We start from the raw sequence: 25,186 nt of genomic DNA, 5'->3' as shown, positions 1-25,186 counted from the left end.
TGTGGGCTTTTCTCCCGACACTTCGGGGCAATCCCTAACGCAACCAATTTGCTAAAATACTAGCTAATCCATTATAAATCTTATCAATAAAGTATTTTTTCCTTTAAAAAAAATACCAAAAAAAAAGCGTTACAATTTAAAATTGCAACGCTTTTTAATTTTTAAAATCAGTTTTTATTTATAAAAAGATTCTTTTTTAAAATGTTTAGTTAATAAATAATAAACAACTGCTCTGTATTTATTTCTATTAGATTTACCATATTGCTCAATTACAGCTTCAATTCCTTTATCTAAATCGGCGCTGTCTTTTAAACCTAATTTTTTAATTAAGAAGTTATTTTTAACCGTTGCAAGTTCAGATTCGTCAGAGCCAGAAACTGTTGCAGCATCTGCATTATAAATTGATGGTCCACAACCAATTGTTACTTTGGTTAATAAATCCATGTCTGCTGTTACACCACATTTTTCTTTTAAATCTGCAGCATATTTTGCAATTAGTTCATCACGTTTACTCATAATAATTTATTGTTTTAATGTGTTTATAAAATACTTTAATCCATTACTGTCTTAAAGATAACTAATAATTAGACACATTATATGAAAAAGGTCACATTATTTTATAAATTCAAAATAATTTAGAAGTATTTCGTCGTTTAAATCTTTCGGCGTAAATATTTCTAAAAGTTTTGGTTTATCATCTTCTACAAAGAAATCTTTTAATGCATATTCAAGCCCTTTGTCTTTAGCAACACTTTTATATGTGAAATCGTACATTCTACACAAGTGTCTTGCGTCGTAATGGTGTGTGGCTTCAAAATAAGTTTCAAAGTTTTTGGTGTTTTTATGTCCTGGAAGAATTCTAAAGATGCCACCACCTTGATTATTTATCACGATAATTCTAAAACTTTTAGGTATGTAATTATTCCATAGCGCGTTACTATCGTATAAAAAACTAAGATCGCCCGTAATTAAGGTTGTAGGCTTATCGTTAACCACCGCGCATCCTATAGCTGTAGAGGTGCTTCCATCTATACCGCTGGTACCTCTATTACAAAATACTTTGTGCGTTTTGTTTATATTGAATAATTGTGTGTAACGAATTGCCGAACTATTACCAATTTGCAGATTATGATTATTCGGGATATTTTTTAATATAATATCAAAAGCTTTTAAATCGCAAAACGGTATCGTTTTTAAATATTCGGCATGTTTTCTTAAACGGTGATTTTTAACAGCTTTCCAAGTTGGATTGTAATTACTTTTTACATAATGCGTTATTTTAGGCAAAAATGCTTTAAAAAACTCGTTAGGTGCGATTTCTAAATGATTACTCAAACAGAAATACGTGTCATTCGCCATTTTTTCATCAATATGCCAATGGTATTTAGGTTGGTATTTTCTTAAAAACACTTTAATTTTTTTAGATACTACCAAGCCACCAAATGTTAACAGAATTTCAGGCTGTAATGCTTTTTTTTCTTCTTCGGTTAAAGGCGTAATAATTTGATCTATCGATGGGAAAAAGCTATCGTGATTTAAATTGGATGTGCTTTCGGTAAACACCACAACACTGTCATCTTGAGCTAATTCATTTAACCATTTCTTATCAATTTGATTTGGTTGATTAACGCCCACCAAAATCATTTTTTTAGAAGCAGAATTCCAATCTTCTAAGCAAGTATTCAGTAAATAATCTTCAAGCGGTTTATTTTTTACTACCGGACTCGTTGCCTTAGGTGTAACCTTTAACTTATCAACAGTTACATATAGCGGTTCATCAAACGGAATATTAATGTGTACCGGTCCTTTTTTTAACAAAGCAAAATTTAATGCTTCATTAATTTCTTCTTCATTATGTGTTTGTATATCTTTTTGTAATCCTAAAAAGCGTTCAAATTTATCTTCTAAATTTTTAAACATTGGCAAATCTTCGTTTGCTGGAATGTTTTTTTCGTCTTTTAAATCGAGTTTAAGATTTACAGAGTACAGAATATGGTTCTCAAAAATATTTTTTTGGTTTATAGTTTGTCCGTCGCCAATACCAATTAAATGTTTTGGTCGGTCTGCAGACACAACAACAAGCGGAATGTCGCTATAAAAAGCTTCTGCCACCGCAGGATAATAATTTAATAAGGCGCTACCAGAAGTACACACCACCGCAGTAGGTTCTTGTATTTGCTGCGCGATACCTAAGGCAAAAAAGGCTGCGCATCGCTCGTCTACTATACTGTAACACTTAAAATAAGGGTTATTAGTAAAGCCTAAGGTTAACGGGGCATTTCTACTACCTGGAGAAATAACTATATGCTTTATGCCTTTGGCTTTAAAAAGCTCTATAACTGTTTGAGCAAGCGGTATTTTTGGATAAATCATATGAATAAAATAATATGTAAATGTACTAAATAGGTTTTATAATTTGTAATTACAAAACTTTTTTAATTACGAGTGATTTTGATACGGTTTCTTCCCATTCAAATTCCGGATTCGAATCTGCAGTAATGCCACCACCAATGTAAATAATGGCGTTAGAATCTTTTAACTGCATACAACGCAAATTAACATATAATTGCGTGCTTTTTTTAGAAACTGAATAGGCTCTATTTTCTATATTTCGTTTACTGCTTCTTGGTGAAACCGTTGTTGTAACATTCAGTTCTCCTAAAAAACCCGTATAAAACTCCCGGTTATAATTTTCGTTTTGTAAAATAAATGCTTTCGCTTCAATTTTTGGGTATCCACACACCGCGGGTGTTGGATGCAAAGCATGAATTAATTCATGTAATTTCGCGCTTGGTTTTAACTGCGCAGAAATCATAGTTTTTAAATGTAATAAATTTCCAGCTTTTACCGTTTCAATTTCAGATAATTTTACCGAACTAACAAATGGATTTAGACTTTCAACAATAAAATCGGTTACAATTTTTTGCTCCAATTGTTCCTTTTCTCCCCAACTAACGCTTAGTGTGCCATGATACACTTGCGTACCTGCCAACGCCATAATAGAAAAAGTATTGCCGTCTATTTTCATAAGCGTTTCGGGAGTTGCTCCTAGCCATAAACCAACGTTTGGATGATACCAGCAATATACAAACGCCGACGCATAGTTATTTAGCAGATTTTTAAAAATTGAAACAATATTGTAATCTTTAAGCTCCACCAATTCTTGCCGCGACAAAACTACTTTTTGAAACACTTGGTTGTTTATGGCATTAACACCATTATTAACTAAATTTATATGACGTTGTTTGGCTTCTGAAGTGATGCTTTTCGATGTTTGAATCTCGCGTTCTATTTGAGGCACAGCATAATCAGTCGATATGCTTTTAGAATGATCTAACGGAAACAAAACCGTTTTCTCTGAAGCATCAAACGGAGCAAAAACAAATCCGGTTTCGGTAAAATCTTGTACAAAATGTAAATCGTTTTTGGACTGCAACAGCGCATTAACCTTAAATTCTCTTGGTTTTCTATAAACAACAAAGGGCAATTGAGCGTTGTATTGCGCTTCAATACTATTAAAAAAATCTTCCAAATTTGCTAACTATTGTTTTTTTGGTAATGAGATGGTGGTGAGTTTACATACCGAAATGAGGTTATTAGCATCATCGGTCACTTTAATATCTAATAATTGCGTGGTTTTACCTTTATGTAAAAATGTGGCTCTGGCATAAACATAACCATCTTTAACACTTTTTAAATGATTTGCTGTGATTTCTATACCACGTACAAAAAATTTTTCGGTATCAATAAACACATGCGAAGCAAAACTCCCTACACTTTCTGCTAAAGCAACAGTTGCTCCGCCATGTAAAATACCATCTGGTTGATACACTTTAGAATTTACAGGCATTCTCGCTACTAGAAAATCATGACCATAATCAACAATTTCGATATTTAATGTTTCCATCAACGTATCTTTACATGCCGCATTTGCCTTTGCTATAACAGTTTCTTTGGTTAATTGCATAAGAATATTTTATTTTTAAACTCTAATGTGTAAAAATACAAAATGCAGTACTAATAGATATAAAAAATAAAGTTCAATTTCGTAGAATGTTACTTTAAATTATGCAAGCACCAATATTACAAAACAACCGCGTTAAACTTACATTGCTGGATTTAAGCAATTATTGGCATCTCACAGCAATCGCACAACAACCCAACTTGGTTCAATTTTCGCCAAGTAAAATTGATACGCCTGAAGATTTAAAAGATTATGTTCAACATGCGGTAAACAGTTATTACCAAAAAACTGCCATACCATTTATAATATTCGATAAGTTATCAAACACCTATGCTGGTTGTACACGTTTTGGATTAATAAATTGGCACAATAAGGTTTTACATATTGGGTGGACCTGGATTGGAACCGAATTTCAAGGAACAGGTCTGAACAAAAACATGAAATTTTTAATGTTACAATATGCTTTTGAAAACTTGAATTTTGAAAAAGTGGAATTTAGAATAGATGAACGCAACATAAAATCCAGAAAAGCGGTTGAAAAATTAGGCGCAAAACTAGAAGGCATCTTACGAAAAGACACTTTGATGCTTGATGGTTTTAAACGAAACACTTGCTGCTATGGCATTCTAGTAGAAGAATGGCCCGAACTAAAAAATACTGTATTTAAAGATTACTAGTTTCCTGACTTAAATATGCTACTAATCGCTCGTTAATAAAATAATTCCATCCAGCCTTACAACTCTCGCGTTTAAACTCTGGAATGGTGTCATCAAAATCTTCAATAACAACATTGGTAAGTCGTAATAAAGTTTTCGATCCTTGTTCGAACAGTTCAAAAATAGTCTCTCCACTACCCTCGCAATCTTTAAATGTCCAGTTATAAGCTATTTTTTTCATCGGAAGCACTTCGGTAACGCGCCATATGTGCAAAAAATCCCTGCTTGGTGCTTTTACGTTAAACTGCGTGGTAAATCCAACTTCTGCTTTAAAATCTGGTAAATTATCGAAATACCACTCCGTCATTTGTTGATGCTCTGTAATAGCGCTCCAAACCGCTTCTTTCGAGGCGCTAAAAAGTTGTTCTGCAATAACTGGTGGTTCGGTAGTTTTCATATTTTAAAACAACTGATTTTCTAAGAATATATTAACCTTATTAACTTAACTTAATTAACAAGTCTAGCAATAATTTCCTTTGTTGGCAGTATCGCTTTTGTATGCTCAATGCTTGGTCCTGCAACCCAAACAGTTTTATACGTAGCTTTAGTTGCGGCATTTTTTGTAGCATTCATTCCAATAGAAAACCGAATCATTTTCACCCATTTTTTGAGTTTTTTGTTCTTATTTAAAACAGATTCAATCCATGTTTGTTTTGTTCCTATTTTCTGAACATAAGGTGTGTTTATAACGGTACATGGTGTTCCAGATATTCTTTCGGTCATAACAATATCTTCAGCACCGTAATCAATACAGGCCTGTTTATATTCGTCTGTAATATTGGCTTCCACCGAAGCTATAAACGGACTTCCCACCGAAACGCCTTCTGCACCATAGCTTAGCATTTTATCGATATCTGCCTTACAGCCTACACCGCCTGCCGAAATAATTGGTATGTTACAATTGGCAACCAATTCTTTGATAAGAATTTCTGGCGATAAATTACCTCTATGCCCTCCAGCCTCGTTATTTACAGCAATCACTGCATCTGCTCCTAGTGTTTCCACTTTTTGTGCAAACTTTAAATCGACGACATCACAAAACACTTTGATTCCTACCTTATGCGCTTGATTGATGGTTTCTTCTGGACTTCCTAGTGAGGTTATGATAAAATCGCAACCTTCTTCGCAAAGCACTTGTAATTGATCTTTATATTTAATATTCGATTTATTAACAATCAAATTAAAACCAAACGATCCGCCTTCCACTTTAGCTGCTTTTAGCTCTTTTGCAGCTTCTCTCAAGGCTTCTAAAGTTCTATAATTAAGCGCAGGAATACATCCAGCGATACCACTTTTCATAGCTTCGCTAACCATGGCCGTGTTGGATACCAAAAACATAGGCGCTTGAATTATTGGATACTTAATCTGTAAAATCGTTGTTAATTTGGTAGTTTTCATATTAATATTTTATCAAATATAAATCTTTTCCCTTTAATTTTTTTTGTATATTTAAGTTCTTCTCTCCTATTCCCTAAGATTATTTAATAGTTAAGGTCTCTCACAGTACTCTCAAAATTGCCAAAAAAAAAAGTGATTTAACCTAAATAGGTTGCTATGGCATGAAATCTAAATGGGGGAATATGATGAATCTTGACAATCCGAATTACTTAAAATTAAAGCAGAGTAGTTTATTTAATAACATACCTGATAATGCAATTAGTAATCTTCTTGAAATAGGAAATGTTGAGAAATGGCCTAAAAAGACCTATCATTTTGGTGATAAAAATCTGCACAAATTCCATATTATTTTACGAGGAAAAATAAAAGTGTACAATTATAATATTGAAACGGATAGGTATTTTACCCTTTACATACTGCGAGCAAACGATATGTTTGATGTTTTAACTCTGATGAACGGTCTTACCCATAATCTGTACTACGAATCTTTAAATTATGCCGAAGTACTAAGTATCCCTATAGATAAAATGACCTATTGGCTAAATCGGAACCCGATTTTTGTTAAATCTCTTTTAGCATTTACCTTAGATAAAATGAACCATCTAGAAAATTATGTTAAAGAAATTATAATAGACGACACGCCAACTAGATTCGCTAAACTTTTATTAAAATATCACAACAAACTAACAAATAAACTAGAAGTCATTAATAATTTACCGCATGACGAATTAGCCAATTTAATAGGCACAACACGTGCAGTGTTAAACAGACATATTCGTACATTAAAATTAAGTGGTGTTATAAAAATAGAGAGAAAAAATATTGAAATATGTGATATTGACCAGTTGATAAAAATCATTAAATCATGGATTTAGACTTCTGAAAATTAATATTTTAAGAAATTTTTAACACAAATCCACACCTAGGTAACATTCTACACTGATAACATCCGCTACCTTTGAGTATTCTCCCGTAAAATAGTAATTGTACAATTTTTATTGATGACTTGATCCTTCATCAGATTTATAAAAAATTATTAACTAAAAATCAGAAAAAATGAAAAAATTAGTCATTGGTTTAATGTTTTTAGGAATAACCAACCTAGTTGTTGCACAAAGTAATCAATATGTTCATGGTGAATATTTGGCGGGTGAATATTTAGCGGAAGTAACCATCCTATCAAGTAATTCAACCTACATGAACAATGTACTTGATGTTAATACGCCTGCACAAATTAGAAATTTAGAAGCTGAAGCGGCGAGATATGACGTTACCGAACATCCTAAATTTAACGAAGAAGATTTTGATTCTTTCGAAGTAATTTTTGAACAACCAAATGCAAGAATTATTGCTACATATAATGATGAAGGGGAAATTATAAAATCTTATGAAAGATTCAAAGATGTGATTCTACCAAAAAACCTTGTTAAACAAATAATGATGGAATATCCAGGTTGGGAATTTCGCTCGGACACATATTTAGTTAAATACTATTTAGGAAAAGATGTTAAAAAATACTATAAATTACAACTTATTAAAGACAACAATAAAGTAAATTTAAAAGTAGATCCAACGGGCAATGTACTATAACATAATCACATATTTTCCCTTATTAAAACCACAAATTTTGCTATTTAAAAAAAGTAAAATTTGTGGTTTTTTTATTCAAGCTTCACTAAAATGCCATATTATTCTATTCAACCTATAAATTTCAGACTTAATCAATAAAGATCAATGTCTATTTCCCATTCATTCAACAATTTTATATCCAACATTACTTCCCAAATAAAATCACCCAACATACTTCAATTTAAAATTAGGAGTCATATCCTATAAGTATAAAAAACTGCATTTATTACAATCATATTTGGAATAAAACAGGCTCCAATACATGATTTATTTACTTACAAAACATAAAAAATCTTATAAACTCATTATTTTTTAAAAATATTTTAAAAAAAATAAAATTTATTATGCATGCATAACACCTGATAATCAATATGTTATGCGTGCATAGTATTTTGAAATAAGTTAAGGCGTTGATTTAATGATATTTATCATGTTTTTAACAAGCCTTAAATTCTAATTTCGTAAATAATTTTATAAATTTTGTCATGAAAAAACTAATTTTTGGTCTCGTAATTTTTGGATTTACCGCCCAAATGAATTCTCAATCTATCGAATTAAAAGAAGTTGAGGTTGTTGCTAATTACAATTATATTGAAGCAACCAATACGGGAATGGAAGCATTACCTGTACAAAGAATGCAAGCTGTAGTTAAAGATTACAAGGCTCAAAATATAGAAAAAGACAACCTTGGAGAAATTGCCTATAGCATGTCATTTTACAACTCAGACGGAAAAGTTATAGCAGACTATAACACTGAGGGAAAAATTATTAGAACTACCGAAAAATATAAAAACGTAAGATTGCCTTTAGAAGTATTACAAGCCATCTCTAAAAGCTATCCTAATTGGACCATATTAGAAGACACTTATTATGTTAGTTATCAGCATGATAAAGGTGTTACTAAAAAAGTTTACAAAATAAAAATAATGAATGATAATAAAGTTTTAAATATTAAAACTAATCATTCTGGAGATTTTATTTAGTAATTTAGTTAATAGCGAAAAAACGCAGCCCAATAGGTTGCGTTTTTTTTTGGCTCAAATTGTTTATAAAAACAGCACACAATACTCCTAACGTTCTGATATATATCATTGTAGAATACTAAGTAAAATTATAAATTAAGGATATTAATTCTAAAAATATTATATCATGAAAAAACTAATTTTAAGTCTGATGATATTTAGTCTGACTTTCCTAATGTATTCTCAGATACCAGAACAACAACTTCCAGAAGTTGTAATTACAGCAGTTAACTACAAATATCTTAATGCTGTTGATAATGCCGATACCGACATAAATGTTAAGATGCTTCAAGAAAAAGTCGCGATGTACGATTTAAAAAGCTCTGAACTTTATGAAGATGACTACGATACTTATTACGTGTCATTTTATATTCCTGAAGGCAAAATACTTGCCGCTTACGATAAAAATGGTAAAGTTATAAGAACTGTAGAAAAATTTAAAAACATAAAATTACCAATGTCTGTTAGAAATGCCATTACTCAAAGATTTCCTAATTGGACTTTAGAAAAAGATGTATATCTTGTTACTTATCATACCGATAATGCGTCGACTAAAAAACAATACAAGGTAAAAATCCAAAATCAGGATAAAGTTGTTCGAGTAAAAATAGACGAAGGAGGTAATTTTCTATAAACCATTATAAGTCTTACATCGTTTATAGATTAACAAAAAACGCAACCAAATTGGTTGCGTTTTTCGTTTTAAAGAGTTCTGCTTTCGCAGTAATTTAATCTATTTCACTTCTTCGAAATCTACGTCTTCAACATCGCTAGATTCTGCTTGTCCTGTTTGTCCTGCAGCATCTGGTCCTGGTTGTGCACCACCTTGCTGTGCTTCGGCTTGTGCTTTGTACATTTCTTCACTTGCAACTTTCCAAGCTTCATTTATTTTTTCTAAAGCTGGATCAATAACCGCGATATCTTTCGTTTCGTAAGCTTTCTTAAGTTCTTCTAATGCTTCTTCAATTGGTTTCTTTTTATCATCAGATAATTTTTCACCAAATTCTTTCAACTGACTTTCAGTTTGGAAAATCATAGCATCAGCAGCATTTAATTTTTCAGCTTTTTCTTTAGCTTGTTTATCTGCTTCAGCATTTGCTTCAGCATCCGCTTTCATTTTCTTGATTTCTTCTTCAGTTAAACCAGAAGAGGCTTCAATACGAATATCTTGTGTTTTGTTTGTAGCTTTATCTGTTGCTGTTACGTGTATAATTCCGTTGGCATCAATATCAAACGTTACTTCAATTTGAGGTGTTCCTCTTCTTGCTGGTGGAATACCATCTAAGTGGAAACGTCCAATAGTTTTGTTATCGGCAGCCATCGCTCTTTCACCTTGTAATACATGGATTTCCACAGATGGTTGGTTATCGGCAGCTGTTGAGAATACTTGCGATTTCTTAGTAGGAATCGTAGTATTTGCTTCAATTAGCTTCGTCATTACATTACCCATAGTTTCAATACCTAATGATAATGGTGTAACGTCTAATAACAATACATCTTTAACATCTCCTGTTAATACACCACCTTGAATACCAGCACCTAACGATACTACTTCATCTGGATTAACTCCTTTACTTGGCGCTTTTCCAAAGAATTTCTCTACGGCAGCTTGTACAGCTGGAATACGAGTAGATCCACCTACTAATATAACTTCGTCAATATCTTTAATGGTTAAACCAGCAGCTTTTAATGCAGTCTGACATGGCTCAATCGTACGTTTTACTAAATCGTCAATTAATTGCTCGAATTTAGATTTTGTTAATGTACGTACTAAGTGTTTTGGTCCGCTTGCCGTTGCTGTAATATATGGTAAGTTAACTTCTGTTTGTGCAGAAGATGATAACTCAATCTTAGCTTTTTCAGCAGCTTCTTTTAAACGTTGTAAAGACATTGGATCTTTACGTAAATCTAAACCTTCTTCTGCGTTAAACTCATCGGCTAACCAGTTAATGATTTTTTCATCAACATCATCACCACCTAAGTGTGTATCTCCATCAGTCGATAATACTTCAAATACACCATCACCTAATTCTAAGATAGATACGTCATGTGTTCCACCACCAAAGTCAAATACCACAATTTTTTGGTCTTTTCCTTTTTTATCTAAACCGTAAGCTAAAGCCGCAGCAGTAGGCTCGTTTATAATTCTACGTACTTTTAAACCAGCAATTTCTCCAGCTTCTTTTGTTGCTTGACGTTGTGAGTCATTAAAGTAAGCAGGTACCGTAATAACGGCTTCTGTAACTGTAGTTCCTAAATAATCTTCAGCAGTTTTCTTCATTTTTTGAAGAATCATAGCCGATAATTCTTGTGGTGTGTATAAACGACCATCAATATCTACACGAGGTGTATCGTTATCGCCCTTTACTACTTTGTAAGGTACACGTTCTGCCTCTTTTTTAGATTCAGAATATTTATTCCCCATAAAACGTTTAATAGAATAAACCGTTTTTGTTGGGTTAGTAACTGCTTGTCTTTTTGCTGGATCACCAACTTTAATTTCGCCGCCTTCAACAAATGCTATTACCGATGGCGTTGTTCTTTTTCCTTCCGCGTTTGGGATTACAACCGGCTCATTACCTTCCATTACCGAAACGCAAGAGTTGGTTGTTCCTAAATCGATTCCAATTATTTTACTCATAATATGTTTTATTAGTGTTGAATGTTCATTTTTAAATTCGATTTGTATAGGTCAATGATTGTGCCAACACAAACAAACTGACAAGCTGTCATAAAATTTGAGTTTTCAGTCTCAGTCGCAGTCTCAGTCTCAGTATACAGTCGCAGTATACAGTTAAAATTAAATCATAAATCGTTAATCGTTAATCAAAATTCTAAAATCAAAAATCATAATTTAAATGGCGTTACCACAAGGGTCGGGCTTTACGCGCTACACGGTAGCTTGCTTCAATCCCTAACGCGCCTGTTCTCAGCAACATTCATAATAGCCAAGTAATTTTTAAATGCTTAACGCTTTTCTCTTTTAAAACTTCGTAACTCTGCAACTTTGCTACTTTGATACTTTGCAACTCTGTAACTTTGCTACTTTGCAACTTAGTACAAACAAAAAACAAACTATATTTGTGTAAAAACCTGTATTAGCTTCATGGAGTGTATTTCTGTTTTCGACATGTTAAAAATCGGCGTTGGTCCGTCAAGTTCACATACCTTAGGACCATGGCGTGCTGCCGAACGCTGGATTAATGAACTCAAAGAATCCAATAAATTCAATGCTGTCGAAAAAATTTCGGTAGACCTCTACGGTTCGTTATCACTCACCGGAAAAGGACATGCCACAGATTATGCCATTATGTTAGGATTAACCGGTGCCAACCCCGAAACTATTCCAACCGACTCGATTGCTTCGGTTATTTCAGAAATAAAAAGCACAAATACCATTCATTTTAACGGCGAAAGAAAACTAAGTTTTAATCCAGAAACCGATATTATTTTCAATAGAAAATTTTTACCCTTCCATGCCAACGCTATGCAATTTTCGGCAACTATAAACGGGAGAAAATCTAAAGCAACCTACTACTCTATCGGTGGTGGATTTGTGGTTGTTGAAGAACGGAAAGTATCCAAAGCCAACAAAATTATATTCTACTGCACCTTTCCTTATCCTATTCAAACTGGTAACGACTTACTAAAATACTGTCATCAATTAAATAAATCGATTTCCCAAGTGGTTCTGGAAAACGAAAAATCCATCCGACCCATCGAAACCATCGATTTTGAATTGCAACGCATCTGGAATACCATGCTCGAATGCATTTACACGGGTTGCCATACCGAAGGTAATTTACCAGGTGGTTTAAATGTACGCCGACGCGCTTACGACACCTACCAAACCCTAAAAGGCGATTTGCCATACAACACGCCACAAGAATGGCTCAATACCATTAGAAAAACCGAAGTTAAATTCAGGCAAATACTTAAATGGGTAAGCTGTTTTGCCTTATCTGTTAATGAAGTAAATGCGTCTTTAGGTCGTGTAGTTACGGCGCCAACAAACGGAAGTGCTGGCGTTATTCCTGCAGTTTTAATGTATTATATGGTGATTGAAAATCATGAAGCCGATTTTAAACACATCAAACAGTTTCTTCTAGTTGCTGGCGAAATAGGTAGCATCTTTAAAAAAGGGGCCACCATTAGTGCTGCTATGGGTGGCTGTCAAGCAGAAATTGGTGTATCGTCTGCCATGGCCGCGGCTGCCTTATGCGAACTTATGGGTGGTACACCCGAACAAGTATTGGTGGCGGCCGAAATTGCCATGGAACACCACTTAGGTTTAACCTGCGATCCCATTGGCGGTTTGGTTCAAATACCTTGCATAGAACGCAACGCCATGGGCGCCATAAAAGCCATAAACGCTGCAGAAATGGCTTTAGATACCGACCCGAAAAACGTAAAAGTACCATTAGATAAAGTAGTGGCCACCATGTGGGAAACCGCAAAAGACATGAATACCAAATACAAGGAAACCTCTGAAGGTGGTTTAGCGGTTGGTGTGCATTTATCAGATTGCTAATTTAAATAAGCTTCAGAGCTTCAAAGTGCTAAAGACATCTAGTGGAGAAGTTAAACTTTAGAAACCTACGCACACAACTTTGAAACTCTGAAACTCTGAAACTTTAAGGCTTTGAAACTCTGATTCTTCGAAACTTTGAAGCTTTGAAACCATACATATCTACTTAATTTACTACTTTTACATTCTGTTTTTAAAAAGATAAATACATGTCTACTGCAAAAAAAGAATATAAAAGAGTTACTGTAAAAACCTTGGTTGATATGAAAGCCAATGGAGAAAAGATATCAATGCTAACGGCTTACGATTACACCATGGCAAAAATAGTAGATGGTGCTGGTGTAGATGTTATTCTTGTAGGGGATTCTGCAAGTAACGTTATGGCTGGTCATGAAACGACTTTACCCATTACTTTAGATCAAATGATTTATCATGCATCGTCGGTTATTAGAGCTATAGACCGTGCTTTGATTGTAGTAGATTTACCTTTTGGAAGTTACCAGAGTGATCCTAAAGAGGCCTTACGTTCTGCCATAAGAATTATGAAAGAAAGTGGTGCGCATTCAGTAAAAATGGAAGGCGGACGCGAAATAAAAGAATCCATTAAACGTATTTTAGCTGCCGGAATTCCCGTAATGGGCCATTTAGGTTTAACACCGCAATCTATATACAAATTCGGAACCTATACCGTTCGTGCCAAAGAAGAACAAGAAGCTGTGGATTTAATAAAAGATGCGAAAATGCTAGAACGTGTTGGTTGTTTCGCGATTGTTCTTGAAAAAATACCTGCTGCTTTAGCTAAACAAGTTGCAGAAAGTGTAAGCATTCCTATTATTGGTATTGGTGCTGGAAATGGTGTTGATGGTCAAGTTCTTGTGCTTCACGATATGCTAGGAATGACCCATGAGTTTCATCCAAGATTTTTACGTCGCTATATGAATTTATATGAAGACATGACCTCTGCAATCTCACAATATGTGGATGATGTTAAAACACGCGATTTTCCTAATGATAATGAACAGTACTAGTTTTCAGTCGCAGTCACAGTATTCAGTTTTACTCAAAATTATTTAAACTTCGTTTCATTTCTATTTATTGAGAAAAAAAATAATCAAATATTAATCTATTAGTGACGGAAAAAATCTTTTCAAATAAAAACAATCTGCAAATCCTTTATGAGGATAATCATATCATTATAGTTAACAAACGCGCTGGTGATATAGTTCAAGGCGATAAAACGGGAGATAAACCATTAAGCGACGTTGTAAAAAGTTATATTAAAGACAAATACAACAAACCTGGAAATGTTTATCTGGGCGTGGTACACCGTTTAGATAGACCCACAACCGGACTGGTTATTTTTGCAAAAACTAGTAAAGTATTACCCCGATTAAATGCCTTGTTTGTTTCAAAAGATATTCATAAAACGTATTGGGCAATCGTTAAAAACGCACCTCCAAAAACTGAAGACACCTTAATTCATTGGTTAAAAAAGAATCCGAAAAACAATAAATCTTCCGCGTATATTAAAGAAACTAAGGACAGTAAAAAAGCCATTCTTCATTATAAATTATTACATAAACTGGATAATTATTTTTTACTAGAAGTCGATTTGGAAACAGGAAGACACCATCAAATTCGGTCGCAATTATCAAGTATTGGTTGCCCAATTAAGGGCGATTTAAAATATGGTTTCGACCGAAGCAATCCCGATGGCAGCATCCATTTACATGCAAGACATATCACGTTTGTGCATCCTGTAAAAAATGAAACCATCAACATAACCGCTCCTCTGCCCGACGATGTTATTTGGAATGCTTGCAATGCTTAAATTTTATATCTTTATATAAAAAAGTCGGTGGGCAGCATACCAAACATAATTTCAGACCAAAAAGCATATTTCAATTCTCAAAAAACGAAACATCTTGATAGTAGATTAACGTACCTAAAGGCTTTAAAAAATGAAATTGTTTTAAAAGAACAAGCGATTTACGACGCTTTAAAACTAGATTTCAAAAAATCGGAGTTTGAATCGTTTATCAGTGAATTTGGTATTGTTATTTTGCAATTCAATCTGGCAATTAAAAATTTAAAGCAATGGGCAAAACCTGAAGCTGTAAAATCTTCTATTTTAACCTTTCCATCAAAAGATTATATTTATAAAGACCCTTACGGAAGCGTATTAATAATCGCGCCTTGGAATTACCCTTTTTTACTTGCAATAGAACCCTTAATCATGGCAGTGGCTGCAGGAAATACGGTGGTTTTAAAACCAAGTGAACTTACAGAAAACACATCGCAATTAATCACAGAAATTGTTGAAAAAGTTTTTCCAAAAGAATATGTAGCATCGATTCAAGGTGGTGTTGAAACTTCTACAGAATTGTTGGCTCAAAAATGGGATTATATTTTTTTTACAGGTAGTGTTTCCGTTGGAAAAATTGTAGCACAAGCAGCGGCAAAACATTTAACACCTGTAACATTAGAATTGGGTGGGAAATCGCCTTGTATTATTGATGATTCGGTAGATTTAACGCTAACTGCCCGTCGTATTGTCTGGGGTAAATTTTTAAATGGCGGACAAACCTGCATCGCACCCGATTATCTAATTATAAACTCTAATATCAAAACTGAATTTATAGAGGCTTTAAAAACAGAAATAACCAAAGCATATGGTGAAAACCCAAGTAATTCTCCAGATTACCCAAGAATTATAAATACGAAAAATACACTTCGATTAGCAAAGATGCTTAAAAATGAACATGTGATTTTTGGTGGTGAAGTAGATGAAGAAACCTGTTATATTTCGCCTACACTTATAGATGAACCTTCATTGGAAAGCGCAGTAATGAGTGAAGAGATATTCGGACCCATACTACCTTTATTATCATATACTTCAGAAGACGATATAGAGCGCATTATAACGCACTTTGAGAAACCATTAGCGCTTTATGTGTTTTCGAATAGAAAGTCTTTTGTAGAAGCTATTCTTAACAAATTCAGCTTTGGTGGTGGTGTTGTCAACGATGTTTTAATTCATTTCGGGAACCACAAATTACCATTTGGCGGCGTAGGACATAGCGGCATGGGTGCGTATCATGGAAAACACGGATTTGATACGTTTTCACATAGAAAAGCCATCATTAAACGTGGTAATTGGATAGACCCTCCCATAAGATATGCGCCTTATAATGAGAAATTAGGGATTCTAAAAAAAATGTTTAAATATTTTAGCTAGAAATTAACGTCATTGCGTGGCACGAAGCAATCTCATTAAAATCATCTATAAATTTAACTCATAACTCACAATACTAAGATTACTTCGCATCATTACATGAGGCTCGCAAGGACGTTTAAAGCGGGTAATTTAGTATCAACTGCACTCCTTTATCGGGTTGTGAAGTTAAATCTAAAGTGGCATTAATTAAAGCTGCTCGACTCTTCATATTAATTAAACCTGAGCCTTTTTCAACGTCTTCAATATTAAAGCCTTTACCATCATCACTGGCCGTAATCATCAAATTATTGGGCTGATAATTTAAAACTATACTCAGGTTTTTAGCTTCGGAATATTTTACAGAATTTGATAAAAATTCCTGAAGAATTCTAAAAATTATAATTTCATGCTTTCGGTCTTTAAAGGCTACTTTTTCGCCAATAATTTTAAGTTCTGCCGAAGTGAATTTCATTTTTTTAAGCCGATCTAATTCATTGGTAATCGATTTTTCAAATCCAATATTCAGCACTACTTCATTATTCAATGTTTTTGAAAGCGATCGCACTTCAGCCAAACTTTCTTTAAGCGCATCACTGGTGTCTTTAAATTTTTCTTTTACATCTTCAGACATCTGCATTTTTAAAATACTTAACTGCATACTTGCAAACGACAGTAACTGCCCAACGTTATCGTGCAACTCCCAACCAATATTTTTTAAAGTTTGCTCTTGTGTTTCTGTTTGTGCTTGAACAATTTCTGCATCGAATGCTTGTTGTTGTTTTATTCGATCTAGCAATAATTTATTTTTCCGTTTTAAAAAAACCACAAAAAATATAATTACTAAAGACGTTACAATTACCAAAACAGCAATCATATATATTAATAAATAGCGTTCTGAAGCTGTACTAGCTAATCGTTCTCCGGTCTGCACCATATAAAAGCAATTGTAAAGGTTTAATACATAATTATATTGGCAAATAAATAGATTTGCCATTTTAAAAAAATAAAATTCCAATCAACATGTCTGTAATAAACATTAAAAAATACTAATGGTGTAATAATTAACCACCAAACAAATATAGTAACCGCAATATAAAAATTTATCGATTTATAGAAAGTTAATATAACATCACTTTTTAAAATCTCAATAAAATAGAAAATTACAGAGAGAAAAATAATGATGGCTCCTAAAATATCTATTATAGGAAAAGGTTTTATAAAATAATCATTCCAATTAAAAAGCACATAAATGATAAAAAAAATAAGGAAAAAATTACGACTAATTTTTATCACAAACACAAAGCTTTTTGATTTAAGTAATTTTAAGAAATAATATGAATAAAATAATATACCCCCTAAAGACCAATAAAGCGCTCCGAACCAATAATTTTTTTCAAAAACAGTACCTTTTAAAAAACTAAAAACCCCATCATTTTCAATAAAATTTGTATAACCAGAAGCTAATTCTGCCAAAGCTATAAATACCAAAAAATAAATAAAATATTTGGCGTTTGAATACTTATACTTTCTATAAAACATAACGCCTGTTAGCGCCGCTAATAGCTCTACACCATATGTTAAAAGAAGATAATTTTGTAATAAAAAGTTTTTCATTAATTAACAGTGCCACCTCTATTTTCGGGTTTACAATACATCAAAGCAAACGTAAAAGTTGAATACATAAATGCATTAGCAAATAGAAATATAAGTCTTTTTAAATTAACAAAATGCCAATCGGCTTCCGTGTTATAAAAGTCGAAAAATATAACCGGAGTGATAATTAACCACCACAAAAACAGTCCAATACTCGCATAAAAACCAAACGTTTTAAACACATTTAGCATAGAATCACTTTTTAAAAATTCAATAAAATAGAGCGCTATACTTATAAAGGTTGCTAATAGACCAAGAAATTGATAAAGTTTTGGGTGTGAAGACATAAAAACATCAAAATAAATTATAAAATGTCCAAGCATAATTACCGAAAACAAAATCCCGACAATCTTAATAATAAATTTATTTTGTTTCAATTGTAATAAGGAATAAAAATAATACAATACAAAAACAATGCTTCCAAAAAACCAAAAGATGTTATACCAATTTGTCATTTGAAAACCAATACGTCTTATCAAGTATACTGGATAGAAGTCTGGATAATAAACTAAAGAAGCACCTAAAACTTCAATAATAAATATATAAATTAAAAAAAATATGAAATACTTTGTACTAGAATTAATATAGTTTTTTAAGCAGATAATACCGGTTAAAGCTGCTAAAAACTCTAAACCATAAGTAATAAAATTGAAATTTTTAGCTAAAAATTCTATCACTTATTCATGGTGTTATTTTCAATTTCCGGTTTACAAAATATTAAAGCAAATGTAAAAGTTGAATACATAAAAATATTAGCAAATAAATAGATTTGCCATCTTAAAAACATAAAATCCCAGTCTCTATTTGAATTTCCAATTTCGTATGTAAAATAGACATCGTAGAAAACCAATGGCGTGATAATTAACCACCAAATAAAAATGGCTGCACTAATATAAAAATTAACTGTTTTGTAAAAGGTTAATAATTTATCACTTTGTAAAGTTTCAATAAAATAAAATACAGTACATAAAAATATAACCAAAGCGCCTAAAACACTAATTAAAGGGAAAAACTTATAAAAAAAGGCTTCCCAATTGAATAGAATATAAATAATAGAGATTATAAAAAAACTTGAGCTTGCTAACTTTATAATATCTCTAAAAACTTTAGTCTTTAATATTTTATTAAAATAAAAAGCAAAAAACATAATAGCCCCAATCTTCCAAAATAAGGTTGTCCACCAATGATTTTTTTGCACAATCGTTCCTACTAACATATGCAAAAATTTATCAGGATAAACATACCTCGTATAACCACTTAAAAATTCGCAAATAGTTAGGTAAACCAAAAAATATATAAAATATTTTGTGGTTTCATTTTTATATTTTCTATAAAAAAACACACCTGTTAAAGCTGCTACAACTTCAACAGAATGTGTTATTAACATATAATTCTGTAATAAAAATTCGTTCACTTTCTTATTGAGGATAACCACCATTACCACCAACTCCTTCATTTAAAGGCGGTGCAGGAATATCTTGATTAGCTGGCGGTAAAAACAGACTTAAACTACTGGCTTTAGACGTGTTTTTAGTCCCTGTTGGCACTATAAACATGGTGTTTCTGTTCTTTTTTTCTGGGTTACTTACATTTCCATAGTTACCTAAATATACCCGCACACCAGTCATGGAATACCCCAAACTATCAGATTTTGCTTCGGCGTACACCAAATAATCATTAATATCTTTTAACGACCATGCCACAGAACGCATTTGTTTTTTCGAGCCTTCAACATCTATAAGAGAATCTATTGCCGTGGGGTTGTTCTGTTCCCAATTGTTACTTAATATTTTAGCTTCTGCAACCGAAATGGTGTCTTTAGGAACTTTATTTGTAGCTAGCGTCTCATTTTGAATCTCCCTTGGACAAAAATAATACGTTAATAAAGCTCCAATACAGAACCCTAAAATTATGTATATGAGTTTTTTCATTTATAAAATTGGTTAATTAATTAATAGCGGTTTAAAAGTAGTAAAAAAGTTTTAACTGTAAGAATAAGAATCTATCATGTTGGAAAACCCAACATCGTTCCCATGCCTACGGTAAATAACCAGCTTCCATAAATAGCATGTTCTATAGAAACCAAAAGGGTCGATTTGGTATTGTTGAACGTAAATGCAAACAATAATCCGCCTAAAAACGTCAGTACAATAACTAAGCTATTTTTAAAGAACATATGTGCTAATGAAAATAAAATAGCATTAAAAAAAAGAAAGAACGATTCGTTTTTAAATAGATTTTTATACCGTTTAAAAAAGAAGGTTCGATAAAGTAATTCTTGCGGATACACCGAAAACAACCAGTAAACAAGTGTAAAACCAATCCACAATAATGGTTTATTAATTACAACTTCAAACAGCATCTGTTTGGCTGTAAACCAGACAAAAAGTGTTGTAACCAAAGCAATTATTAAAAATTTAACCAGCGTTTCTACCCAGAATTGCTTCCAATTTAAATTTGGCACTATATAAAAAGATTCGTTTTCAACTTTTAACAACACATAGATAACGTAAAGAAACCCCACAATACCAAACGATAATTTCATCCAAACAGCATAAGGGAACGCAAAACTTATTGGTAAAACAATAAAAATCAAGGCTATTTCAATGCTTTTATACAGGGTGGAGTTCATTTTAAAAACTAATTGCGGTGGTGTGTTTTACTTCATTAATTACAAACATGCTATGCGTACTCCCAATATGATTGATAGACGTTAATTTTTTCACTACAAATTCTCTAAATGCCGCCATATCCTTCACAATAACCTTCAACAAATAATCGTAGTCACCGCTAATATGATAGCACTCTAATACTTCTGTTAAATTGGTGACTTCTTTTTCGAATTTCATAACATAGTCTTGGGTATGCTGAATGAGTTTAATATGACAAAAAGCCACAAAGGCATTATCTACGCGGTCTTTGTTAACCAATGCTACATATTTATTAATAAACCCATCTTTTTCAAGTTTTTTGATGCGCTCATAAACCGCTGTAACAGAAAGATTTAATTTATTTGAAAGCTCCTTGTTAGTTTGTTTACTATCTGATTGCAAATACTCAAGAAGCTTTTTATCAATATCATCAAAAACCATAATTGAAAATTTTTCGTTCGTTTATCAAATTTACATAAAATAACAAAAAATTAATCTTTATTTTTGATATATTCTAGTTTTATTATCTAAATAAATAAGTAATCATTGTATTTTAATCTAATTTTATCGAAATTTGATAGATAATCAATACAATGCGTTATGGCTTTTAAACCTGCAAACAACATACAAGATTTACAATATTTTGGAGAATTCGGAGGTGTAAACCCTTCTATTTCCGATTCATCAACCTACACCTTTCTATCAGCAAAAACCATGTTTGATACTTTTGAAGGTAATGCCGATGGGTGTTATTTATATTCGCGTCATTCATCACCTTCAAATTTATATTTAGGTGCAACCCTTGCTGCCATGGAAGGTACCGAAACCGCTAATGTTTCGGCATCGGGTATGGGCGCCATAACACCGGTTTTAATGCAATTATGCGATGCTGGCGACCATATTGTTTCAAGCAGAACCATTTATGGAGGCACGTATGCCTTCTTGAAAAACTTTTTACCACGATTTAAAATTGATACGTCGTTTGTCGACATCGCAAAACTAGATGTTGTTGAAGCGGCTATCACCAAAAACACAAAGGTACTGTATTGCGAAGCGGTAAGTAATCCACTATTAGAAATTGCCGACATTAAAGGTCTGGCGGCTATTGCTAAAAAACATAATATTAAATTGGTAGTCGATAACACCTTTTCGCCATTATCAATATCACCAGCTATTTTAGGAGCAGACATTGTGATTCATAGCTTAACAAAATTTATAAATGGTTCCAGTGATACCGTTGGTGGTGTAGTATGTGGTACCCAAGAACTTATAAACGAATTGCGCAACGTAAACCATGGTGCGTCTATGTTATTAGGCTCTACAATGGATAGTTTAAGAGCTGCTTCAATTTTGAAGAATTTAAGAACCTTGCATATCAGAATGCAGCAACACAGTAAAAATGGTTTGTATTTAGCCGAAAAATTTGAAGCTGATGGTTTAAAAACGGTTTATCCGGGATTAAAATCGCATCCAGGTCACGAATTATTCAAAAGTATGATGAATGAAAAATACGGCTTTGGAGGTATGTTAACTGTTGATGTTGGCTCTTTAGAAAAAGCAAATGAATTAATGGAGCTTATGCAAAACCGTAAATTAGGATATCTTGCTGTTAGTCTAGGTTTTTATAAAACCTTGTTCAGCGCACCAGGAACGTCAACTTCTTCTGAAATACCTGAGGAAGAACAAAAAGCAATGGGTTTAAGTGATGGATTGATACGTTTTTCTATTGGACTTGACGACGATATTGAACGCACGTACCAGATGATGAATATGTGCATGAAAGAACTTAATATTCTATAAATTATATACCTTTAATACGTATCCAAAGATCAGACAATGCTTTATTAACATTGTCTGTTTTTGGTTTGAAAGGTTTCATATTTAAACGCTCATTTTCTTTGAACAGAATCAAATAAAACACAGATGAATTTGGATTATCTGCATCTATAATGGGATACCGCAAATCATTGTATTGATAAAGGTTGTCCCCTATTTTATAAACACTGTAATAGTCTTTACTAAAATCTGCCAGATTTTTAATGTCGTTAAACTCTTCGGGTGTTAAATCGCGTTGTTTTGGTAATTCATTAAATTCTAAAAATCTATTTTTTGTATCGAGTAGTGAATAATAAGATACAAAATACGACGTGTCGGATTCCGCTATGGCGTACCACAAAATATTATTAAATATAGAAGGTTGAATGCTAAATCTGTTGATAAGCATACCACTTTCAGTTACCGACTTTCTAAAAATCGCATCAACGTACAATTTGTTTACAACCGTTAAAAACAAATAAGCAGAACTAACTCCCAAACCCAATTTCAACCAAAATCGTCTTCGATTATTTTGTCTGTTAAAAAACATTAGAATAATCACACAAGTCAAAAATGGAAGCGTATAAAAAGGGTCAATAACAGCTATATTATTGAAGGCAACTCTGTACGTTGTAAATGGCGTAAAAAGTTGTGTACCATAAGGCGTAAAACAATCTAAAATAGGATGTGTAAATAAAGCCCAGAAAAAGAGCAAGATCCAATCTTTTTGAGTGGTGGTATGGCGTCGTTTCCCCGAATTGTACAATCTATAAACGCCCCAACCCAAAATAAAAGCCGCTAAAATTGAAAACAACACAGAATGCATAAAACCTCTATGAAATAACATGGCATCAATGTCGTTTCCAAATAAATACTTGCCAACAAGCACATCTAAATCTGGTATCGTACCACCAATGGCACCAAACAATATCGCTTTATTGCCAATTTTTTTACCTAAAACTGCTTCGCCGCATGCAGCCCCTAACACAATTTGCGTGAATGAATCCATTAAATTTAAAACTTGATGACAAAAGTACACATTAAAACCATTTGCATACATTCATCTAAAATCGTAACATTACAGTTCAAATTCAGTTAAATGCAAGACGATAAGAATATTTCCAAAATAGAAATCGAGAATCAAAACATAATTGAAAACAAAGAGCTTAATATTTGGGAAGCTATAATTCCGGTAGTTATTTTAATGTTCTTACTGGCTTATAATATCTTTTTTGTTGAAGGTCAAGAATGGTTTGGAACTTACACTAACCAGATTATTTTACTTCTTGGAGGCATTGTTGCGGCGAGTGTTGGCTTGTTTAATAAAGTTACAATTCCAAGCATGCTAACCGAAATTTGGGAAAACCTAAAAAGTGTTTTTATCCCAATCATGATTTTGTTTTTAGTTGGTGCTTTAGCAGGAACTTGGTTAGTTAGTGGCGTAATTCCTGCTATGGTTTATTATGGTTTACAAGTATTAAATCCTGCCATTTTTTTGCCTGCATCGGTAATTATTTGTGCCGTAATATCGATCGCGACTGGAAGTTCTTGGACAACATCGGCCACAGTTGGTATTGCATTAGTAGGTATTGGTACCGCTTTGGGCATAAACACAGGCATGATTGCCGGTGCCGTAATTTCTGGAGCTTATTTTGGTGATAAAATGTCACCATTAAGCGATACTACTAACTTAGCGCCAGCAATGGCAGGCACAGATTTGTTTACACATATAAGATACATGACGTTTACAACGGTACCTACTCTAATTGTTACCTTAACGGTTTTTGGTATCATAAGTATGAACATCGAAACGTCTGGAAGCGCCGATTTAAGTAATCTTTTATCAACTATTAATACGACGTTTAATATTTCTCCTTGGCTTTTCATTGTTCCCGTAGTGGTGATTGCATTAATTCTTTTAAAGACAAAACCCTTAATGGCTTTAAGTGCTGGGGTTTTATTAGCCGCCATTTTTGCATTCGTTTTTCAAACGGAAGTTTTAATGCATTTATCAGATTCTAAATTAAAATCTCTTATAACTTCAATTTTTACCGATACCCAAATTACCACAGACAACGAAAAATTAAACGATCTTTTTTCAGCGGGTGGTATGCAAGGTATGTTATGGACCATTTATTTAATTATCTGCGCCATGATTTTTGGTGGTATTATGGATGGCATTGGAGCGTTGGCCAGAATTACTAAGGCATTACTTGCTGTAGCCACATCCATATTCGGACTGTTTGCAAGTACGGTGATAAGCTGTTTAGGATTAAATGCGATTGCTTCCGATCAATACTTAGCCATTGTAATTCCTGGAAAAATGTTTAAAAAAGCCTATAAAGACAGAGGACTGGCGCCCGAAAATTTAAGTAGAACTTTAGAAGATTCTGGTACGGTTACTTCTGTTTTAATTCCTTGGAATACCTGTGGTGCTTACCAAAGTGGTGTTTTAGGGGTAGATACTCTTCATTACGCCGGATACGCCATTTTTAATTGGTTAAGTCCGTTTATGACCTTATTATTTGCAGCATTCCAAATAAAAATAAAAGAATTGGCAAAAAAATAATAACGATAATTTAGCCTTTTTGCC

Annotated in this window: 26 protein-coding genes; 11 read left to right on the top strand and 15 right to left on the bottom strand. The window is 33.0% G+C overall.

Translation table 11 applies throughout. The features are described 5' to 3' along the window. Positions 1-174 precede the first annotated feature (174 nt). From ACFQ0I_RS09560 to ACFQ0I_RS09545, 4 genes are all read right to left on the bottom strand, one after another. Complete coding sequence (locus tag ACFQ0I_RS09560; protein WP_379941643.1) at positions 175-516, bottom strand: DUF2853 family protein; 342 nt, start codon at positions 514-516, stop codon at positions 175-177. A gap of 96 nt (positions 517-612) precedes the next feature. Continuing rightward, complete coding sequence (gene menD / locus ACFQ0I_RS09555; RefSeq protein ID WP_379941641.1) at positions 613-2,373, bottom strand: 2-succinyl-5-enolpyruvyl-6-hydroxy-3-cyclohexene-1-carboxylic-acid synthase; 1,761 nt, start codon at positions 2,371-2,373, stop codon at positions 613-615. A 49-nt stretch (positions 2,374-2,422) separates the two neighbouring features. After that, entirely contained in the window at positions 2,423-3,532 is a 1,110-nt protein-coding gene (locus tag ACFQ0I_RS09550) for a chorismate-binding protein (protein ID WP_379941639.1), read from the bottom strand. A 9-nt stretch (positions 3,533-3,541) separates the two neighbouring features. Continuing rightward, positions 3,542-3,967, bottom strand: coding sequence for a PaaI family thioesterase (locus ACFQ0I_RS09545; RefSeq protein WP_379941637.1), 426 nt, complete (start codon positions 3,965-3,967; stop codon positions 3,542-3,544). Positions 3,968-4,068: 101 nt separating this feature from the next. Here ACFQ0I_RS09545 and ACFQ0I_RS09540 point away from each other — a divergent pair, with 101 nt between their 5' ends. Continuing rightward, complete coding sequence (locus ACFQ0I_RS09540; protein WP_379941635.1) at positions 4,069-4,641, top strand: GNAT family N-acetyltransferase; 573 nt, start codon at positions 4,069-4,071, stop codon at positions 4,639-4,641. Here ACFQ0I_RS09540 and ACFQ0I_RS09535 read toward each other — a convergent pair. After that, positions 4,628-5,077, bottom strand: coding sequence for an SRPBCC family protein (locus tag ACFQ0I_RS09535; RefSeq protein WP_379941633.1), 450 nt, complete (start codon positions 5,075-5,077; stop codon positions 4,628-4,630). The two genes, ACFQ0I_RS09540 and ACFQ0I_RS09535, sit on opposite strands and share 14 nt — an antisense overlap. A gap of 50 nt (positions 5,078-5,127) precedes the next feature. Then, on the bottom strand, positions 5,128-6,078 hold the full coding sequence (locus ACFQ0I_RS09530) for an NAD(P)H-dependent flavin oxidoreductase (RefSeq protein ID WP_379941631.1): 951 nt from the start codon (positions 6,076-6,078) through the stop codon (positions 5,128-5,130). A gap of 161 nt (positions 6,079-6,239) precedes the next feature. Between ACFQ0I_RS09530 and ACFQ0I_RS09525 the strand changes: the two genes are divergently transcribed. The 4 genes from ACFQ0I_RS09525 to ACFQ0I_RS09510 all read left to right on the top strand — a co-directional run bounded on the left by ACFQ0I_RS09525 (position 6,240) and on the right by ACFQ0I_RS09510 (position 9,363). Then, complete coding sequence (locus ACFQ0I_RS09525; RefSeq protein WP_379941629.1) at positions 6,240-6,953, top strand: Crp/Fnr family transcriptional regulator; 714 nt, start codon at positions 6,240-6,242, stop codon at positions 6,951-6,953. A gap of 181 nt (positions 6,954-7,134) precedes the next feature. Further along, the gene (locus ACFQ0I_RS09520; RefSeq protein WP_379941627.1) at positions 7,135-7,668 is read left to right on the top strand and encodes a hypothetical protein; all 534 of its coding nucleotides are present in this window, start codon (positions 7,135-7,137) and stop codon (positions 7,666-7,668) included. Between the two features lie 524 nt (positions 7,669-8,192). Then, complete coding sequence (locus ACFQ0I_RS09515; protein WP_379941625.1) at positions 8,193-8,690, top strand: nicotinate-nucleotide adenylyltransferase; 498 nt, start codon at positions 8,193-8,195, stop codon at positions 8,688-8,690. Between the two features lie 166 nt (positions 8,691-8,856). Further along, complete coding sequence (locus ACFQ0I_RS09510) at positions 8,857-9,363, top strand: nicotinate-nucleotide adenylyltransferase (protein WP_379941623.1); 507 nt, start codon at positions 8,857-8,859, stop codon at positions 9,361-9,363. A gap of 99 nt (positions 9,364-9,462) precedes the next feature. Here the strand turns inward: ACFQ0I_RS09510 and dnaK are convergent, their stop codons facing one another. After that, positions 9,463-11,370: a molecular chaperone DnaK gene (dnaK, locus tag ACFQ0I_RS09505; RefSeq protein ID WP_379941622.1), complete on the bottom strand. Its 1,908-nt coding sequence runs from the start codon at positions 11,368-11,370 to the stop codon at positions 9,463-9,465. A 465-nt stretch (positions 11,371-11,835) separates the two neighbouring features. On the opposite strand from dnaK, the gene ACFQ0I_RS09500 reads away from it, so the two are divergent. The 4 genes from ACFQ0I_RS09500 (at position 11,836) to ACFQ0I_RS09485 (ending at position 16,495) form a co-directional block, all read left to right on the top strand. Continuing rightward, on the top strand, positions 11,836-13,260 hold the full coding sequence (locus tag ACFQ0I_RS09500; protein WP_379941620.1) for an L-serine ammonia-lyase: 1,425 nt from the start codon (positions 11,836-11,838) through the stop codon (positions 13,258-13,260). Positions 13,261-13,466: 206 nt separating this feature from the next. Then, positions 13,467-14,285 (top strand): 3-methyl-2-oxobutanoate hydroxymethyltransferase, encoded by an 819-nt coding sequence (panB, locus tag ACFQ0I_RS09495; RefSeq protein WP_379941619.1) that lies wholly within the window; start codon positions 13,467-13,469, stop codon positions 14,283-14,285. 101 nt (positions 14,286-14,386) lie between these two features. After that, the gene (locus ACFQ0I_RS09490) at positions 14,387-15,088 is read left to right on the top strand and encodes an RluA family pseudouridine synthase (RefSeq protein ID WP_379941617.1); all 702 of its coding nucleotides are present in this window, start codon (positions 14,387-14,389) and stop codon (positions 15,086-15,088) included. 27 nt (positions 15,089-15,115) lie between these two features. After that, complete coding sequence (locus ACFQ0I_RS09485) at positions 15,116-16,495, top strand: aldehyde dehydrogenase (RefSeq protein WP_379941615.1); 1,380 nt, start codon at positions 15,116-15,118, stop codon at positions 16,493-16,495. A gap of 115 nt (positions 16,496-16,610) precedes the next feature. Here ACFQ0I_RS09485 and ACFQ0I_RS09480 read toward each other — a convergent pair whose 3' ends face one another. From ACFQ0I_RS09480 to ACFQ0I_RS09450, 7 genes are all read right to left on the bottom strand, one after another. Then, entirely contained in the window at positions 16,611-17,468 is an 858-nt protein-coding gene (locus ACFQ0I_RS09480; protein ID WP_379941611.1) for a sensor histidine kinase, read from the bottom strand. Beyond that, positions 17,429-18,088 carry a hypothetical protein gene (locus ACFQ0I_RS09475; RefSeq protein WP_379941608.1) on the bottom strand — a complete coding sequence of 220 codons (660 nt, stop codon included), beginning with the start codon at positions 18,086-18,088 and terminating at the stop codon, positions 17,429-17,431. The genes ACFQ0I_RS09480 and ACFQ0I_RS09475 overlap by 40 nt, the downstream gene beginning before the upstream one ends. Beyond that, entirely contained in the window at positions 18,088-18,804 is a 717-nt protein-coding gene (locus ACFQ0I_RS09470; protein WP_379941606.1) for a hypothetical protein, read from the bottom strand. Before ACFQ0I_RS09470 ends, ACFQ0I_RS09475 begins: the two co-directional genes overlap by 1 nt. Then, positions 18,801-19,541, bottom strand: a complete 741-nt coding sequence (locus tag ACFQ0I_RS09465) for a hypothetical protein (protein ID WP_379941605.1) — start codon at positions 19,539-19,541, stop codon at positions 18,801-18,803. Before ACFQ0I_RS09465 ends, ACFQ0I_RS09470 begins: the two co-directional genes overlap by 4 nt. Positions 19,542-19,545: 4 nt before the next feature. Next, on the bottom strand, positions 19,546-20,058 hold the full coding sequence (locus ACFQ0I_RS09460) for a hypothetical protein (RefSeq protein ID WP_379941603.1): 513 nt from the start codon (positions 20,056-20,058) through the stop codon (positions 19,546-19,548). Between the two features lie 74 nt (positions 20,059-20,132). Continuing rightward, positions 20,133-20,759: a CPBP family intramembrane glutamic endopeptidase gene (locus ACFQ0I_RS09455; protein ID WP_379941600.1), complete on the bottom strand. Its 627-nt coding sequence runs from the start codon at positions 20,757-20,759 to the stop codon at positions 20,133-20,135. Position 20,760: 1 nt separating this feature from the next. Next, a complete protein-coding gene (locus tag ACFQ0I_RS09450) occupies positions 20,761-21,219 on the bottom strand; it encodes an Lrp/AsnC family transcriptional regulator (RefSeq protein ID WP_379941598.1) in 459 nt (152 codons plus the stop codon). 159 nt (positions 21,220-21,378) lie between these two features. Here ACFQ0I_RS09450 and ACFQ0I_RS09445 point away from each other — a divergent pair, with 159 nt between their 5' ends. Continuing rightward, positions 21,379-22,578, top strand: a complete 1,200-nt coding sequence (locus ACFQ0I_RS09445; protein WP_379941597.1) for an aminotransferase class I/II-fold pyridoxal phosphate-dependent enzyme — start codon at positions 21,379-21,381, stop codon at positions 22,576-22,578. Position 22,579: 1 nt separating this feature from the next. Here the strand turns inward: ACFQ0I_RS09445 and ACFQ0I_RS09440 are convergent, their stop codons facing one another. After that, positions 22,580-23,602, bottom strand: a complete 1,023-nt coding sequence (locus ACFQ0I_RS09440; RefSeq protein ID WP_379941596.1) for a metal-dependent hydrolase — start codon at positions 23,600-23,602, stop codon at positions 22,580-22,582. 90 nt (positions 23,603-23,692) lie between these two features. Between ACFQ0I_RS09440 and nhaC the strand changes: the two genes are divergently transcribed. Beyond that, positions 23,693-25,162 (top strand): Na+/H+ antiporter NhaC, encoded by a 1,470-nt coding sequence (gene nhaC / locus ACFQ0I_RS09435; RefSeq protein ID WP_379941594.1) that lies wholly within the window; start codon positions 23,693-23,695, stop codon positions 25,160-25,162. The last annotated feature ends 24 nt before the right edge of the window (positions 25,163-25,186 follow it).

Origin of the sequence: Mariniflexile aquimaris (assembly GCF_042676825.1) — a bacterium.
In the GTDB taxonomy this organism is placed as follows: domain Bacteria; phylum Bacteroidota; class Bacteroidia; order Flavobacteriales; family Flavobacteriaceae; genus Mariniflexile; species Mariniflexile aquimaris.
The sequence above is the reverse complement of the archived record's forward strand: the minus strand, read 5'-3'. Positions and strand labels throughout refer to the sequence as shown.